Below are 14,931 nucleotides of genomic sequence, written 5' to 3' on the forward strand. Positions count from 1 at the left end.
AGTCGGCGTGAGGGAATGGCGGAACGCAGTCCAGTTGTGAGGAAAATGTGTCCACGCGGTACTGAAACCGTAGCCGACCCGGGCGGAACACCCCTCGCCGCTGCTTCTGGATGAGGCCCCTGAACCAGGGTGACCGACATCGACGCCGCACGGCTCACCTGCCGTGAACGACGCCGGCATCAGGAACCTCGTCCTGCCGCTCCACGCCCTCGTCCCGCCCGAGGCTCACAGGTGCCGCACCGCCTTCTTCACTGCGGCGACCCCCGGACTTGGTCATCAACCTGGTCTTGATCGAAAGCCGGCCGGCGGGCCAACGGCTCCATCCCCAGCGACTTCGGCGGGCTGCTGTCTTGCTGGTGACGGACGCTTGATGGGTGTGCTTCTCCTGCGACTACTGGCAGCCAAGTTGCTGAAGGGACGCCTCTGATGTGGCCGGTCCTGATCGGTGCGCCTGGTTGAATGTCGTTATGTGAGCAGCATCACGCCTTCATGCGTCTGAGTCGGGGTTAGTTTCTGCCCGTGCCTCTACGTGACTTGCTCATACGCATTGCGGAAATCTACGAGCCCGAGGGGCGGGCGACTGCTGAGAAGCCGGGCCACGCTCTCCTGTGGGGCGTCGGCGAACGGGATGATCTCACCTTGCCCCCAAGGTGCTTCGCCGAAGGGTACGGAGGGCAAGGCAGCGCGAGCCTTACGCCCTGGATTGGCGTGTTCGATCGGGCCATCAACACCAATCCTCACGACGGCCTCTATCTCGCCTACATCTTCAACTCGGCCCGCACGACGGTCACTCTGACGCTCCAGCAGGGGGTGACGAAGCTGATCAAGTCCTACGGAAAGGGCGCCACTCTGCATCGCTACCTGACTGCTCAGGCGGGCACTCTGCGTGGCGCCCTGCGTCCAACGTTGGAGGCGGAATGGCGGGATGCCTTGCACTTGCGGGTGGCCACCAAGGATTGGCGTCCTCGTGCCTACGAGAAGGCCAATGTGGCGGCCCGGTGCTACGAGGTGGAGCGCTTGCCCGCGGAGCACATTCTCACGGAGGACTTGCGGCAAGCGGCACAGCTGCTTCAGGACGCGGCGGCCGCCGATCGATTCCTGGAGATTCAGCTACCGAAGGTAGGTGAACCGATTGTCGAGTACCCAGATCCCCAGCATGAAGACGACCCACTGAGCAGGTTCCATCCGAAGGGTAGCGAGGGGTACTACGTCGAAATCAAGGGAGGGATACGGAGGAGAGAACAGCCGCACGAGGCGCTCCTCTGGAGTTTTGGGCATCACGCCGCAGCTTGTGAGTACGTCCCGCACACCGATGAGATGCACCCGCGCGATCTCGTCCTGCGCCACCCAGGCTCGCCTGGCCGCGACTGGCTAGTGGAAGCCAAGGCCGTGGCAGACGTGAAGAAGACGTACCTCGCCGTTCGAGAGGCCGTCGGCCAGCTCCACGAGTATCGACACTTCTTCTATCGCGAGTGCGGCAAGCCGGACCCCGCGCTTGTCGCACTCTTCACGCATGACATCGGGGTCTACGCCGACTATCTGGAGACGCTTGGGATCGCCTCTATCTGGGCATGCCCGGAGGGCTGGTCGGGATCGCCGCTCGCCGTCTCCTGGAACCTCGTTACTTAGCACGGTGCCCGGCCGCCTGGGGTGGGCCGCCCCCCTCAGGCTCAGGCGTTGTCCTCCCCGTGGCACTCCCCGTACGCCCTCCCTCTCCCGCACCAGCATCGCGCCGACCTTGCCGGGGGCCAGGGGGTGGCGCGGCCTCTTGCTGCCAGGGTCGTGGCGTATTGGGGGAGGAGGTCCGCGTTGGAGGGGGAGGAGGATTCGGAGGCGGCGAAGGCCTCGTAGGAGGGGACCGTCGCCGGGACGATGCCGAGGTTGGGGGTGCCCGCCGTGCTGAGTTCGCGGAGGGAGGCCTCGATGTCGGTCAGGTGGGCCTCGTACGTCGGGTACTCGGATTCCAACTCGGGGTACGCGGCGAGCAGTTCGTCCAGTTCTGGTTCCGGCCAGTGGAGGACCGCCACCGGGAAGGGGCGGGAGAGGGCCGTGCGGTAGGAGCCCAGTTCGCTGCGGAGGCGGATGATCTCGGCCTGGAGCTCCGCCGGGTCCGAGGAGCCCAGGGACCACAGGCGCTTCGGGTCGTGGAGCTCGTCCAGGGGGACCTCCGCCGGGTGGAGGTCGTCCGCCAGGGTGTCCCAGGTGTCATGGGGGAGGGCCAGGAGCCGGCGCACGCGGTGGCGCGTCGTCATGAGGGACTGGGTCGGGAAGGAGATCTGCTCGGACGAACCCGGGGCCGGCAGCAGGACGGCCAAGGCCGCCGTCGCCGTGGCCTCCGCGGTCTCCAGTTCGTCGTGGGCCTCCAGGGTCTCCGTGACGATCTCCCACGGGGACGGGTCCGTCGGTGTCGACGCCCGGATGCCCTCGATGATCGCGCGGGCCTCGGCCTCGTGGCCGTACTCCCACAGGTTGGCCGCCTTCAGGGCCTTGATCAGGTGCGGGTTCTCCGGGGATGTCGCCAGGAGGCTGTCGTACAGGGTGGTGGCCCGGGGGCGGGCGCCGGACAGTTCGAGGTGGGCCGCGGCCTGGAGGAGGAGTGGTTCGTGGTCCTCGGGGTACTGCGCCGCGGTGCGCAGCAGGCGCTCGGCTTCGGTCGTGTGATCGGCAGGCGTGTCGGGGCGCATGCATGACACCGTACTGCTGTACGGGGGGCGCGTGGCGCCCCTGGTGGTCTGGTGAGTTGAGGTGCGAACGCCTATCGTGCGCCCCGTGCGGGAGCGGGTGCGCGTACCAGTAGTGGTGCAGGGGCGGGCGTCACGGCGCCGGGCGGCCGTCGGGCGTGGGCTGTGGGTCGGCGCCGAGCTCACCGTCACCTTCGGCCTCGTCGTGCTCCTTCTCGTCGTCCACCAGCTGTGGTGGACCAATCAGCAGGCCCGTGCCGACGCCGACCGCACCGTGCGCTCCCTGGTGGAGGAGTGGTCCTCCCCGCCGCCCGTCGAGCCGGCCCCCGCCGAGGAGGCCGGCGTCCCGTCCGCCGTGCCCGAGGAGAACGGCGGCACATCCACCCCTTCGGCTTCCGGAGCGGACCGCCCCACACCCCGCTGGGACCGCGCCTACGCGATCCTGCGCATTCCGAAGATCGGCGTCACCGCCCCGGTGGCGCAGGGCATCGGCAAGAGGAACGTCCTGGACAAGGGCTACGTCGGGCACTACCCGGGGACGGCCCAGCCCGGCGCCGCCGGGAACTTCGCGCTCGCCGGGCACCGCAACACCCATGGCGAGCCCTTCCGCCACATCAACCGGCTGCGCGATGGAGACCTCGTCCAGGTCGAGACCCGCGAGAAGGTCTACTCCTACGTCGTCGACCGGACGCTTCCGCAGACCTCCCCGCGCGACAGCGGCGTCATCGCCGAGATCCCCCGGTCACTGGTCAAGCCCGGCCACGGGTACAGCGAACCCGGCTCCTATCTGACGCTGACCACCTGCACTCCCGAGTTCACCTCCACCTATCGGCTCGTCGTGTGGGCGAAACTGACCGGAAGCCGCGAACGCTGAGCCCGCGCTCGCTGAGCCCGCGCTCGCTGAGCCCGCGCTCGCTGAGCCCGCGCTCGCTGAGCCCGCGCTCGCTGAGCCCGCGCTCGCTGAGCCCGCGCACGCTGAGCCCGCTCACGCTGAGCCCGCGCACGAGGAGGACGAGGCCGGAACGCCGGGCAGGGGGCCGGTTCCCGTTCCGCGCCTCGCGCGCGCCATGTGACCTGTGCCCGATCACCCCTCACCCTTTGCCGGCGCCCCCTACAAGCACGCTGACCGCCCCCACCCCCGCCAGCCCCGCCGACACCAGCAGTGCCGCGTTCGCGCCCGCCGTCGAGGTGGCGATCGTCAGGGCCACGCCCGCCGATGAACCGATGTAGCGGGCCGTGTTGTTGGCGCCTGAGCCCATGGCCGCCCGCTCGGCGGGGACCGATTCGACGGAGAGGCGGGGGAGTGCGGCGTTCAGGAGGCCGCTGCCCGCGCCGGCGACGAACAGGCCGGGCAGCAGCCGGGCCCAGGACCCCGATGGGGTGATCCCGCTGAGCAGGGCCAGGACGCCGGCCGCCGAGAGGGCGAAACCGAGCGCCAGTTGGCGGCGGGCCGTGAGCCGGCCGGCCAGGTGCTTGGACTGGAGGGCGACCAGGAACGCCGTACCCGACCACAGGACGAACAGCCAGGCGGCGCCCAAGGGGGACATGCCCACCGTGCGCTGGAGCAGCGTCGGCAGATAGCTGAACATGCCGATGACTGAGAGGCCGGTGAAGAGCGCGCCCGCCGACGCCGCCACGAACGCCGGGCGGCGCAGCAGCCCGAGGTCGATCATCGGCGTACGGCTGCGGCGCTCGACGGCGGTGAACAGGGCGCCCAGCACCAGCGAGGCCAGCAGGAGCAGCCCCACGGGCGCGCGCAGCCAGCCGTCCCGGCCGAGGGTCAGGGCGGTGAGCAGGGCGGCGAGGGACAGGCCGAGGGTGAGCGCGCCCACCGCGTCGGGGCGACCGCCGCGCGGCGCGCGGGACTCGGCGAGCGTACGGAAGGCGGGTACGGCGGTCAGCAGGGCGGCCACGGCGAGGACGTCGTACGTCAGCCGCCAGTCGACGGCGGCCAGCGCGCCGGCCAGGAGCGGGCCGAGCGCGATCCCCGCGCTCACGAACGCGCCCCACACCCCGGTCGCCCTGAGCCGGGCCGGTCCCGCCGGGTAGGCGTGGACGAGCAGTCCGAGGCTGCTCGCCAGGATCGCCGCGCTCGCCGCGCCCTGGGCGACGCGGGCCAGCGTGAAGGTGAGCGTCGAGGTCGCGAACGCGCCGAGGCCGGTGGTGACGCCGAGTGCGACGGTCCCGGCGAGGAAGACCCGGCGCCTGCCGTGGTCGTCGGCGAGGCTGCCGGCCACCAGGAGGACGACGGCGAGGCCCAGGGGGGCGCCGTTGAGCAGCCAGGCCTGGGCGGAGAGGGGAGTCGCGAAGGACTCGACCATGCCCGGGAGGGTGAGCATCGGGGCGGTGTAGTTCATCAGCGCGAGGGTGGTCGCGGCGCTGGTGACGGCGAGGGTGGCGGCCGCGCGCGGGGGCGCGGTCGTCACCGCCGGTGCGAGAGGAGCCTGTACGCGCTGGGTCATGCCGGGCCTCCGCCCCGAGAGCGAGTGGGTTCAGTGAACGAACCTAGCATGGTTGGTTCGGTCATTGAACCGATGGCCGGTAGGCTGGTGTCATGGCTCTCGGAAAGGACTACGCGGCGCAGCAGTGCTCCATCGCCCGCGCCCTGGAGGTCGTCGGTGAACGCTGGACCCTGCTGGTCGTGCGCGACGCCTTCTACGGCGTACGCCGCTACAGCGACTTCCTCGCGCATCTCGGCGCCCCGCGCGCCGTTCTCGCCTCCCGGCTCCAGGCCCTCACCGAGGCGGGGGTCCTGGAGAAGCGCCGCTATCAGCAGTCGCCGCCGCGCGACGAGTACGTCCTGACCGACCGGGGCCTGGCCCTCTGGCCCGCTCTGCGCGCGCTCTCCCTCTGGGGGAGCGCGCACACCCCCGGCAGCGGCCCGATGCGTCACTTCCATCACATCCGCTGCGGTACGGAGATCGGCCCGTACGGCGAATGCCCGGCGTGTGGCGTCGGCGTACCGCCGCAGGACATCGAGATGAGGCCGGGACCCGGCCTGGACCCGGACCCCCAGGATCCCGTCGCCCGGGCCCTGTTGCGCCCCCGCCGGCTTCTGGTGCCGCTCGGCGCCGAGCACGCCGATCAGCGGTGACCATCGTGTATAACGGCTGGAGGTAATCGAACGCCGGCCTCGGGAAGGAGCGGGATGATCAGGACCGTCACCATGCGGCCCGTAGCCCTGCTGCTCTTCCTCCTCGCCCTCGCCGGCGTCCTGCTCGCAGACGGCGCCGGACTCTCCGCCGCCGTCGCCACGGTCGCCGCCGTCGCGACCGCCGCCGCCACGGCTGCGACCTGCGCCCTTCTCGGCGCCCGCAGCGCCCACGCCGTACCGCCCACCCGCGTACGGACGGCCATCCGAGACCGCGAGCAACGCACCGCCTTCCTCCCGCAACGCGACCCCGACGCCTCGGGGCGCAGGCGGCCCCGAGCCCCCGGGCCGCGCGTCCCGACGGCCGTCCAGGGGCGCGTTCCCTCCTTCCGGTAGCCGAAGCCGAGCAGTCAGCCGGCCCGGCGAGCAGTCAGGCGCCGAGCAGCCGAGCAGTCAGCCGGCCCGGCCGAGCAGCCGAGCAGTCAGTCAGTCAGCCAGCCGAGCAGCCGCGTGGCCAAGCAGCCCGCGTGGCCGAAGCAGCTGAGTGGCCCAGCCCGGCAGAGCTCGCCCGCCAGTGATCCCGGAAGCCCCGACCCGCCCCTGCGCGGTTCCGTCATGCCGATCCGTACGTCACCACTGCGCGTCCTCGTACGCGCCCCCCGGCACGACGAGACCCCCGGAGGGCTCCCCATGTCCGTTTTCGCCACCCTGCTCGAGCAGCTCGCCGACCTGCTTCAGCCGCTGTTCCACACCGGCGCCACCGCCGCCGCGATCGTTCTCTTCACTCTGCTCGTACGGCTCGCGGTCCATCCGCTCTCGCGCGCCGCGGCGCGGGGCCAGAAGGCTCGTACCCGGCTCGCCCCACAGATGGCCGAGCTGCGCGCGAAGCACGGCAAGGACCCCGAGCGCCTGCAGAAGGCGGTGATGGAGCTGCACGCCAAGGAGAAGGTGTCGCCTCTCGCCGGCTGCCTGCCGAGCCTGCTCCAGATGCCCGCGTTCTTCCTGATGTACCACCTGTTCTCCAGCGGCAGGATGGCCGGCCACACGCTCCTGTCCGCTCCTCTGGACGGCCACTGGACGGGCGCCCTCACCGACGGCGGGGTCTTCGGGTCGGCCGGGCTCGTCTACCTGGTTCTGTTCGGGATCGTCGCCGCCGTCGCCACGTACACCTATCTGCGGACGAAGCGGCAGATGGCGAGCGCGCCCCCGGCCACGCCCAGCGACATGCCGGGCGCCGGGGTCATGGGCGCCATGACGAAGGTCATGCCGCTGCTGTCCTTCGCCACCTTGATCACCGTGGCCGTCGTCCCCCTCGCCGCCGGGCTCTACATCGTCACCAGCACGACCTGGACGGCTGTCGAGCGGGCCTTTCTCTACCGGGACGCGCCGGCCGCCGGGGCGCTTGCTACTGCCGCGTAACGGTCCAGGTTGTGAACGGGGTCTTGCGGAGTGGTCCCGCGTCTTGGAGGATCTTCCAACCCTCCGATGGCCGCAACCCGTCGCGGGGTGCCTCACCTCGACGACTCGGAGAAGACCATGAAGCTGCTGCGCGTAGGTACCGCAGGGGCGGAGCGACCCGCGCTGCTCGACCAGGACGGGACCCTCAGGGATCTGTCCGCCGTGGTCGACGACATCGACGGAGGGCTGCTCGCGGACGCGTCCGCGCTAGACCGCGTCCGGGCCGCGCTGGGTGCCGGTGTGCTGCCGGAGCTGGACGCCACCGGCCTGCGGATCGGCCCGCCGGTCGGCCGGATCGGCAAGGTCGTGTGCATCGGGCTGAACTACCACGACCACGCCGCCGAGACCGGGGCGCCGACGCCCGCCGAGCCGGTCGTCTTCTTCAAGGCCGCGGACACGGTCGTCGGCCCGAACGACACCGTGCTCGTGCCGCGCCGCAGCGTGAAGACGGACTGGGAGGTCGAGCTCGCGATCGTCATCGGGCGCACCGCCCGCTACCTGGAGTCCGACGAGCAGGCGCTCGCGCACGTGGCCGGGTACGCGGTCTCGCACGACGTCTCGGAGCGCGAGTGGCAGATCGAGCGCGGCGGCACCTGGGACAAGGGCAAGAACTGCGAGACCTTCAACCCGCTCGGCCCCTGGCTGGTCACGGCGGACGAGGTCCCCGACCCGCAGGCGCTCTCGCTCAAGCTCTGGGTCAACGGCGAGCTCAAGCAGGACGGCTCGACCGCGAACCAGATCTTCCCGGTCGCCGAGGTGGTCCGGTACGTCAGCCAGTTCATGACGCTGTACCCGGGCGACATCATCAACACCGGTACGCCGGCGGGTGTGGCCATGGGACAGCCGGAGCCCAAGCCGTTCCTGAGGGCCGGCGACGTGGTCGAGCTCGAGGTCGAGGGCCTGGGACGCCAGCGCCAGGAGCTCAAGGACGCCTAGTCCGGGCGGTGTGACCCGGGAGGCGCGCCCAGGACGGGCGGCGAGGCGACGGCTGCGGGGAGGCCTGCGGACGGGCTACCCCGGTGACGGCGACGGCTGCGGGGCGCCTGCGGGTGTGGTCCAAGGGGGAGCGGTTCAGGGGGAGCGGTTCAGCGCGGGCCCGCGAACCGCTCCAGCGCCTCCACCACCAGAGCGTGGTCCTCCAGCTGCGGCAGCCCCGAGACCGTGACCGTGCCGACGACACCCACGCCCTCGACCGCGATCGGGAACGCGCCGCCGTGCGCGGCGTACCGGTCGGGGTCGAGGCGCGAGTCGCCCTCGAAGGTCTTGCCCTTCGCGCGGAAGCGGCTGCCGACGAGGTACGAGCTCTCGCCGTACCGTTCGACGACCCGGCGCTTGCGGTCGATCCAGGCGTCGTTGTCCGCGCTGGAGCCCGGCAGCGCGCAGTGGAAGAGCTGCTGTGCGCCGCGGCGGATGTCGATCGCCACCGGCGCGGAGCGCAGCCGTGCCATCTCGACGAGCAGGGAACCCAGGGCCCAGGCGTCCTCGTATGTGAACCGGCGCAGTGTCAGCCGGGCTTCCTGCGCTTCCAGTTCGGGGATGTCCGGCGTCTCGGCGGCGGTCACAGCGTCACCGTGATTCCCTCGCGGGCGGACCGCCGGGCCGCCTCCAGTACGTCCAGGGCGGCGGCCGCCTCCAAGGCGGTGACCGGGTTCTCGCCCGTCCCGCGCAGGGCGGCGGCGATCCGCGCGTAGAACGCCGGGTAGTCGCCCGGCACGGTCTCCACCGGTGTGCCCCCGCCGGTCAGCGGTGACTCCCCGGCGCCGATCGTGCCCCACATCGAGGTGGGCTCCACGCCCCACGGCTCGTCCGGGGTGGGGCGCAGCCCCTCGCGCAGGGCGGCCTCCTGGGGGTCGAGGCCGTACTTCACGAATCCGGCGCTCGATCCCAGGACCCGGAAGCGGGGGCCGAGCTGGGCCGTGGTGGCGCTGACGTGGAGGTGCGAGCGCACCCCGTCGGCGTGCGTGATGGCGATGAAGGTGTCGTCGTCGGTCTCGGCGCCGGGCCGGCGTACGTCCGACTCGGCGTACACCCGCACCGCCGGCCCGAAGAGCACCAGGGCCTGGTCGACGACATGACTGCCGAGGTCGTACAGCAGACCGCCGATCTCCTCCGGGGCGCCGGACTCGCGCCAGCCGCCCTTGAGCTGCGGCCGCCACCGCTCGAAGCGGGACTCGAAGCGCTGCACCTCGCCGAGGTCACCGTCCGCGAGGATCTTGCGGAGCGTCAGGAAGTCGCTGTCCCAACGCCGGTTCTGGAAGACGGAGAGCAGCAGCCCGCGCTCCTCCGCGAGGGCCGCCAGCTCACGCGCCTCGGCCGCGGTACCGGCCAGCGGCTTGTCCACGACGACCGGGAGGCCGGCCTTCAGGGCGGCGGTGGCGACCGGGACGTGCGTCTTGTTCGGGGAGGCGATCACGACGAGGTCGAGCTCGTCGGCGCGCTCCCACAGCTCGTCCGGAGTGGCCGCGAAGCGCACGTCGGGGAACTCCAGACGGGCCTGCTCCCGCCGCTCCTGGCTGCCGGTGGTGATCGTGTCGAGGGCCAGGCCCCTGGTGGCGGCGATCAGCGGGGCGTGGAAGACGGAGCCCGCGAGGCCGTAGCCGACGAGTGCGACGCGGAGAGGGGTGCCGGTGCCTGTCATGCCTTCCACTTAAGCAACGCTGTTGCCAAAGTGCAAGCGCACGCGACAATGGGGTGGTGAACAGCCAGCTCTCCCCCACGGGGTTCAATCTGCCGGCCCTGCGCAGCCACAACGCCGGGCTCGTCCTCGACCTGCTGCGCACGGCCGGCGACACCGGCATCAGCAGGCTGGAACTCGCCGCGCGCACCGGACTCACCCCCCAGGCCGTCAGCAAGATCACCGCCCGGCTGCGGGCGGAGGGCTTGGCGGAGGACGCGGGCCGCCGCGCGTCGACGGGCGGCAAGCCCGCGACCGTCCTGCGTCTCGTCCCGGGCGCCGCCCATGCGGTGGGCCTGCACCTGGACCGCGACGAACTGACGGCGGTACTGGTCGACCTGGCCGGCGCGCCGGTCGCCACCCGGGTGCTGCCGCTGGACCTGGGCGCGGGCGCGGAGGCGGTCGTGGAAGCGGCGGCGGCGGAGGTGGAGGCGCTGATCGTCGGAGCCGACGGCCGGAGCGCGGGGGGCCGGGGCGGCCGCGACAGCCGGAGCGCGGGCAGCCGTGGTGGGCTCGGCCAAGGTGTGGACGGGCGTGGTGACCACGGCCCGGATGAGGACGGCCGTGGTGAGGACGGCCGTGGTGTGGGCGGCCGTGGTGGGGGCGGCCGGGGTGAGGACGGTCCCGGTGGGCGTGGTCCGGGTGACGGGGGCCCGGCAGGTCGGGGAGGCGTCCTCGGGGTCGGGGTCGCCATGCCGGGGCCCCTCGACCACGCCACCGGCGTCCCGCACCGCGTCACCGGCTTCCCGCAGTGGGACGGCTTCCCGCTGCGGGACACCCTGGCCCGGCGGCTCTCGCTCCCCGTCGTCCTCGACAAGGACACCAACGCCGCCGCCCTCGGTCTCGCCCTCGGCCGCGGCACCGAATCCTTCGCGTACGTCCATCTCGGTACGGGCCTCGGCGCCGGACTCGTCCTCGGCGGCGCGCTGCACCGCGGCGCGCGGACCGGGGCGGGGGAGTTCGGGCACCAGACGATCCAGCTCGACGGGCCCCTCTGCGGCTGCGGCGGACGGGGTTGCCTGGAGGCCCTCTGTCTCGCGGCCGCCGCCCGGGGTGATCTCGCGGAGGCGGCCAGGATCCTCGGAGCCGGAGCCGCGAACCTGGTGGGGCTCCTTGACATCGACCGCGTCCTGCTCGGCGGGCGGACCGTGGCGGCGGCACCGGACGCGTTCGTACGGGGAGTGGCCGGCGTCCTCGCCGAACGTGCCCGCCGGGCCGGCGACCCGCAGCCGGTCCCGGTGGGTCTCGCCGGGGGTGGCGCCGATCGGGTCGCGGAGGGCGCGGCGCAGTTGATCCTCCGGCCTCTGTTCGGCGGCCCGAAAATAGGCTGATGGAGGGGACTTCGCCTCGTCCGGCGGTACGGGGGGTCCCTCCCCCGGCGGAGGGCGGCCGACCGTGGCAGGTTCGGGCCTACGACCGCTCGCGAGCAGCAAAGGCCCGTCATGCGACTGCGCACTGCCCTCGCCATCGGCGTCGCCGCGGCGACCGTGGGGACGGCGGTGGTCCTCAACGGCTTGTCCCCGGCCGCCGCCCACCCGGCCGCCGCCCCTTCCCTGGCCGCCCCTTCCCTGGCCGCCCCTTCCCTCGCTCATCCGGCCGTCGCCCACCCGGCCGCCGCCCCTTCCCTGGCCGCCCCTTCCCTCGCTCATCCGGCCGTCGCCCAGCCTTTCCTCGCCCTTCTGGCCGTCGCCCAGTCCTCTTTCACCCACTCGGCCGCTGATCGCCCCGCGCTCGCTCCCCCCGGCTCCCCCCGGCGCGCCCCCGGCGTCGCCCGGCCGCCCACCTGCGGTGAGGTGGACGACACCGCCTTTCCCATCGGGACACGACTGCGGGGCGGGGCCGCCGAGTACCGGCCCGGCGAGGAGTACCGCACCTGGCACGTCGAGCTGAGGAACACCACGCGCGAGCCCTGCCGGGGTATTCACCCCGTGGTGGCCCTCACCGACCGGGACCGGGTCCTCAGGCCCGAGCAGATCCGGATGGAGTTCTACGACGGCCAGGCCCGCCGCTGGCGGCCCGTCGCCTTCGAAGGGACCGAGGAGGACGAGAACGTCGGGGTCTTCGACGACGGCTTCCCCGGCTTCGACCTGGCCGCCGGAAAGACGCTCGTCGTGCGTGTGCGTCTCGCGTTCACCCCGGACGCCGCGCCCAACGAGGTGGCCGTCACCGCGGCGGTGGTGCAGCGGAGGGGCGATGACGGCGACTGGATCGGTGAGTCCGACGAGTACCGGTTCACTCTCGCGCCGCCCACCTCACGTGTCCCCTCCAACCCGCGGTCGCCCCAGCGGGCACGGCCCCCGGAGATGGCGAGGACGGGCCCCAGGCCGGTGGAGACGACGATTCCGGCCACAGGCGCGGCGCTCCTGGTGGGCATCGGCACCGTGTTGGTCGTGGCGGCACGCCGCCGCCGCACGCGCTGACCCGCCCCCGTCGGCGCGTCGGCTACGTACGCCCCCATGCCCGACCCGCACCCCTCGCCCCCGCCCGCACCCCCGCGCCCCTCGCCCCCCGCCCGACCACGGCCACCTCGACGCCGGCGGCCACGGCGGCTCCTCGATCGAGGAGCGGCGCACCTTCGTCCTCGCGCAGGGCCCGGGGATCGCGGCGGGCGCGCGCCCCGTCGACACCCGGCTCGTCGATGTCGCGGCCACCGTCTTCCACCAGTTGGGCGTCGTCCCCGACCCGTCCTGGGGCCTGGACGGCAAGCCGGTCCAGCAGCGCTCGACCGACCCGTTCGACGCGCTCCACGGATCGCTGTCCGGGCGGGTCGACGAGACCGGCATCCCGGCCGGTGTCCTCGGCTTCACCCACACCCCGCCCAGCGGCTGGTCCGTCATCAACAGCGCCATGGGCACCGGCGGCGTGACCGAGTGGCGGGGCTGGGCCTTCGCCACCGACGAGTTCTGGTCCCGTACCCAACGCGACCAGTCCCGCGAGCTGAACGTCCGCTCCCGTGGCGTCTTCGCCGTCGCCGACTCCGACGAATGGGCCGACAAGTCCTTCTCCGGTACGTACGACTCGACCCTGGTCACGCCCGCGTACAGCGTCAGCGGCAAGACCAGGGTGACGCTCGACTTCACCACCTTCTACCGCCAGGAGGGCAGCCAGAGCGCCCAGGTGCTGGTGTCCTTCAACGCGGGAACGCCCACCGTCGTCAAGAGCTACACCTCCGACGTGATCTCCCAGCCGCAGTCGCTGACCGTGAACGTCCCCTCCGGGGCGTCGAGCGTGAGCTTCCGCTTCCGCTACACCGGGTCCAACAACTGGTACTGGGTGATCGACGGGGTCAAGATCCAGACATCCTGACTACCCTGGGGGCGTCGCCACAGCGCTGTCGCGGCGTCCCCAGCACGCATGTACCTGTACGGCAGGAGTCCCGCCCCATGGCAGAGCGCAAGCCGATCGAATCCTGGCTCACCGATATGGACGGTGTCCTCATCCACGAGGGCGTACCGATCCCCGGCGCCGACTCCTTCATCAAGAAGCTCCGGGAGACCGGGAAGCCCTTCCTGGTGCTCACCAACAATTCCATCTACACGGCCCGCGACCTGCACGCGCGTCTCGCCCGGATGGGGCTCGACGTCCCCGTGGAGAACATCTGGACGTCGGCGCTGGCGACCGCGCAGTTCCTGGACGACCAGCGCCCCGGCGGCACGGCGTACGTCATCGGCGAGGCCGGGCTCACCACGGCCCTGCACGACATCGGCTATGTCCTCACCGACCACGACCCGGACTACGTGGTCCTCGGCGAGACCCGTACGTACAGCTTCGAGGCCCTCACCAAGGCGATCCGGCTGATCAACGCCGGCGCCCGGTTCATCTGCACCAACCCGGACGAGACCGGCCCCTCCACCGAGGGCCCGCTCCCGGCCACCGGGTCGGTCGCCGCGCTGATCACCAAGGCCACCGGCAAGGCCCCGTACTTCGCGGGCAAGCCGAACCCGCTGATGATGCGCACCGGCCTCAACGCCATCGGCGCGCACTCCGAGACCAGCGCGATGATCGGCGACCGGATGGACACCGACGTGCTGGCGGGCCTGGAGGCCGGGATGGAGACCTTCCTGGTCCTGACGGGTCTGACGACGCCGATCGAGGTGGACCGGTACCCGTACCGGCCCTCCAAGATCGTCGATTCGATCGCGGATCTGGTCGACCGCGTCTGAGAATCCGCCCGACCGGCCGCCTTGCGGGTGCGGAATGCGGGGAACGGGGGGAACCTGCCCTTGGGAGGTTCACGATGCGTTCAGGCCCGTTTGCTCTCCGTTCCCGCGCTCTCCGTTCCCGTGCTCTCGGTTCCGGCGCCCTCCGTTGCGGTGCTCTCGGCTCCTGTGCCTTTCGGTCCTGTGTCTATCGGTCCCTGGGGGCGGCCGCCGTGCTGATGCTCGCGTCGTCCGCCCCGGCGTACGCCCACGACGGTGTGAAGGTCACGGTCACCCCTTCGACACTCACGGCCGGTGCCGACGTGGACGTCCGCGTCCAGGGCTGTGCGGGCACGACCGGGGCGGTGACGTCCCCGGCGTTCGTCGCCGATGTGGCGCTCTCCGGACGCGACGGCAAGGGCCGCCCGCTGTTCGGGGACACCTCCCTCAGGTCCACCGTCAGAGCGGGCACGTACCCGGTGAGTGTCACCTGCGACGGACAGGACCACGCGAACGCCGGGTCCCTCAGGATCGGAGACGCGCACATGGGTCCTGAACCGGATCAGGCCCACCGGCCGGACCCTGAACGACCGGACCCTCAGCAGTCCCCGCGGCAGGGCCCGGAGCTGGACACGGGCCTGGAGCCGGGGCGGGATCGCGAGCAGGCCCAGCGGCCGCAGGCGGTCCGCACCCCCGTCGCCCCGGTGCGCGCCGGCGGCGGGGGGACGGCCGCTCTGGGCGCCGACGCTCCGGCTCCCGCGCCTCCCCGTGGGGAAGGGCAGGGCCCGGGCACCCCGCACACCGTGATCGGCCTGATCCTCGCCGCCGTGGCGGCCGTGCTCGTCGCCGTGCGCGGTGTGCGCCGCCGCCGCGGCGGCACCGACTGAC

General features: G+C 72.2%; 14 protein-coding genes and 1 pseudogene. 11 read left to right on the forward strand and 4 right to left on the reverse strand.

Annotated elements, in window-relative coordinates; all coding sequences use genetic code 11:
* Nucleotides 1-519 precede the first annotated feature (519 nt).
* Entirely contained in the window at nt 520-1,629 is a 1,110-nt protein-coding gene (locus ACZ7J0_RS24435) for an MrcB family domain-containing protein (protein WP_470890653.1), read from the forward strand.
* A 41-nt stretch (nt 1,630-1,670) separates the two neighbouring features.
* Here the strand turns inward: ACZ7J0_RS24435 and ACZ7J0_RS24440 are convergent, their stop codons facing one another.
* On the reverse strand, nt 1,671-2,684 hold the full coding sequence (locus ACZ7J0_RS24440) for an SEC-C domain-containing protein (RefSeq protein ID WP_470890655.1): 1,014 nt from the start codon (nt 2,682-2,684) through the stop codon (nt 1,671-1,673).
* Between the two features lie 85 nt (nt 2,685-2,769).
* Between ACZ7J0_RS24440 and ACZ7J0_RS24445 the strand changes: the two genes are divergently transcribed.
* A complete protein-coding gene (locus ACZ7J0_RS24445; protein ID WP_470890657.1) occupies nt 2,770-3,555 on the forward strand; it encodes a class E sortase in 786 nt (261 codons plus the stop codon).
* A 217-nt stretch (nt 3,556-3,772) separates the two neighbouring features.
* Here ACZ7J0_RS24445 and ACZ7J0_RS24450 read toward each other — a convergent pair whose 3' ends face one another.
* On the reverse strand, nt 3,773-5,143 hold the full coding sequence (locus ACZ7J0_RS24450; RefSeq protein WP_470890659.1) for an MFS transporter: 1,371 nt from the start codon (nt 5,141-5,143) through the stop codon (nt 3,773-3,775).
* Between the two features lie 92 nt (nt 5,144-5,235).
* On the opposite strand from ACZ7J0_RS24450, the gene ACZ7J0_RS24455 reads away from it, so the two are divergent.
* The 4 genes from ACZ7J0_RS24455 to ACZ7J0_RS24470 all read left to right on the forward strand — a co-directional run bounded on the left by ACZ7J0_RS24455 (nt 5,236) and on the right by ACZ7J0_RS24470 (nt 8,166).
* Complete coding sequence (locus ACZ7J0_RS24455; RefSeq protein WP_470890661.1) at nt 5,236-5,775, forward strand: winged helix-turn-helix transcriptional regulator; 540 nt, start codon at nt 5,236-5,238, stop codon at nt 5,773-5,775.
* A 54-nt stretch (nt 5,776-5,829) separates the two neighbouring features.
* Nucleotides 5,830-6,168 (forward strand): DUF6412 domain-containing protein, encoded by a 339-nt coding sequence (locus ACZ7J0_RS24460; RefSeq protein ID WP_470890663.1) that lies wholly within the window; start codon nt 5,830-5,832, stop codon nt 6,166-6,168.
* 294 nt (nt 6,169-6,462) lie between these two features.
* Nucleotides 6,463-7,191 carry a YidC/Oxa1 family membrane protein insertase gene (locus tag ACZ7J0_RS24465; RefSeq protein ID WP_470890773.1) on the forward strand — a complete coding sequence of 243 codons (729 nt, stop codon included), beginning with the start codon at nt 6,463-6,465 and terminating at the stop codon, nt 7,189-7,191.
* A 117-nt stretch (nt 7,192-7,308) separates the two neighbouring features.
* Nucleotides 7,309-8,166 (forward strand): fumarylacetoacetate hydrolase family protein, encoded by an 858-nt coding sequence (locus tag ACZ7J0_RS24470; protein ID WP_470890775.1) that lies wholly within the window; start codon nt 7,309-7,311, stop codon nt 8,164-8,166.
* Between the two features lie 149 nt (nt 8,167-8,315).
* Here the strand turns inward: ACZ7J0_RS24470 and ACZ7J0_RS24475 are convergent, their stop codons facing one another.
* On the reverse strand, nt 8,316-8,792 hold the full coding sequence (locus ACZ7J0_RS24475) for a heme-degrading domain-containing protein (RefSeq protein ID WP_470890665.1): 477 nt from the start codon (nt 8,790-8,792) through the stop codon (nt 8,316-8,318).
* On the reverse strand, nt 8,789-9,868 hold the full coding sequence (locus tag ACZ7J0_RS24480) for a Gfo/Idh/MocA family protein (protein ID WP_470890667.1): 1,080 nt from the start codon (nt 9,866-9,868) through the stop codon (nt 8,789-8,791). Before ACZ7J0_RS24480 ends, ACZ7J0_RS24475 begins: the two co-directional genes overlap by 4 nt.
* 56 nt (nt 9,869-9,924) lie before the next feature.
* Between ACZ7J0_RS24480 and ACZ7J0_RS24485 the strand changes: the two genes are divergently transcribed.
* From ACZ7J0_RS24485 to ACZ7J0_RS24505, 5 genes and pseudogenes are all read left to right on the forward strand, one after another.
* Nucleotides 9,925-11,235, forward strand: a complete 1,311-nt coding sequence (locus ACZ7J0_RS24485) for an ROK family transcriptional regulator (RefSeq protein ID WP_470890669.1) — start codon at nt 9,925-9,927, stop codon at nt 11,233-11,235.
* Between the two features lie 111 nt (nt 11,236-11,346).
* Nucleotides 11,347-12,324, forward strand: a complete 978-nt coding sequence (locus ACZ7J0_RS24490; protein ID WP_470890671.1) for a hypothetical protein — start codon at nt 11,347-11,349, stop codon at nt 12,322-12,324.
* 94 nt (nt 12,325-12,418) lie between these two features.
* Nucleotides 12,419-13,210: pseudogene (locus ACZ7J0_RS24495) on the forward strand (alkaline phosphatase family protein); the annotation flags it as partial.
* Between the two features lie 77 nt (nt 13,211-13,287).
* Nucleotides 13,288-14,067, forward strand: a complete 780-nt coding sequence (locus ACZ7J0_RS24500; RefSeq protein ID WP_470890673.1) for an HAD-IIA family hydrolase — start codon at nt 13,288-13,290, stop codon at nt 14,065-14,067.
* Nucleotides 14,068-14,282: 215 nt separating this feature from the next.
* Nucleotides 14,283-14,930, forward strand: coding sequence for a hypothetical protein (locus ACZ7J0_RS24505; protein ID WP_470890777.1), 648 nt, complete (start codon nt 14,283-14,285; stop codon nt 14,928-14,930).
* Nucleotide 14,931: the final 1 nt, after the last annotated feature.

It is taken from the genome of Streptomyces sp. NPDC038280 (assembly GCF_055600045.1).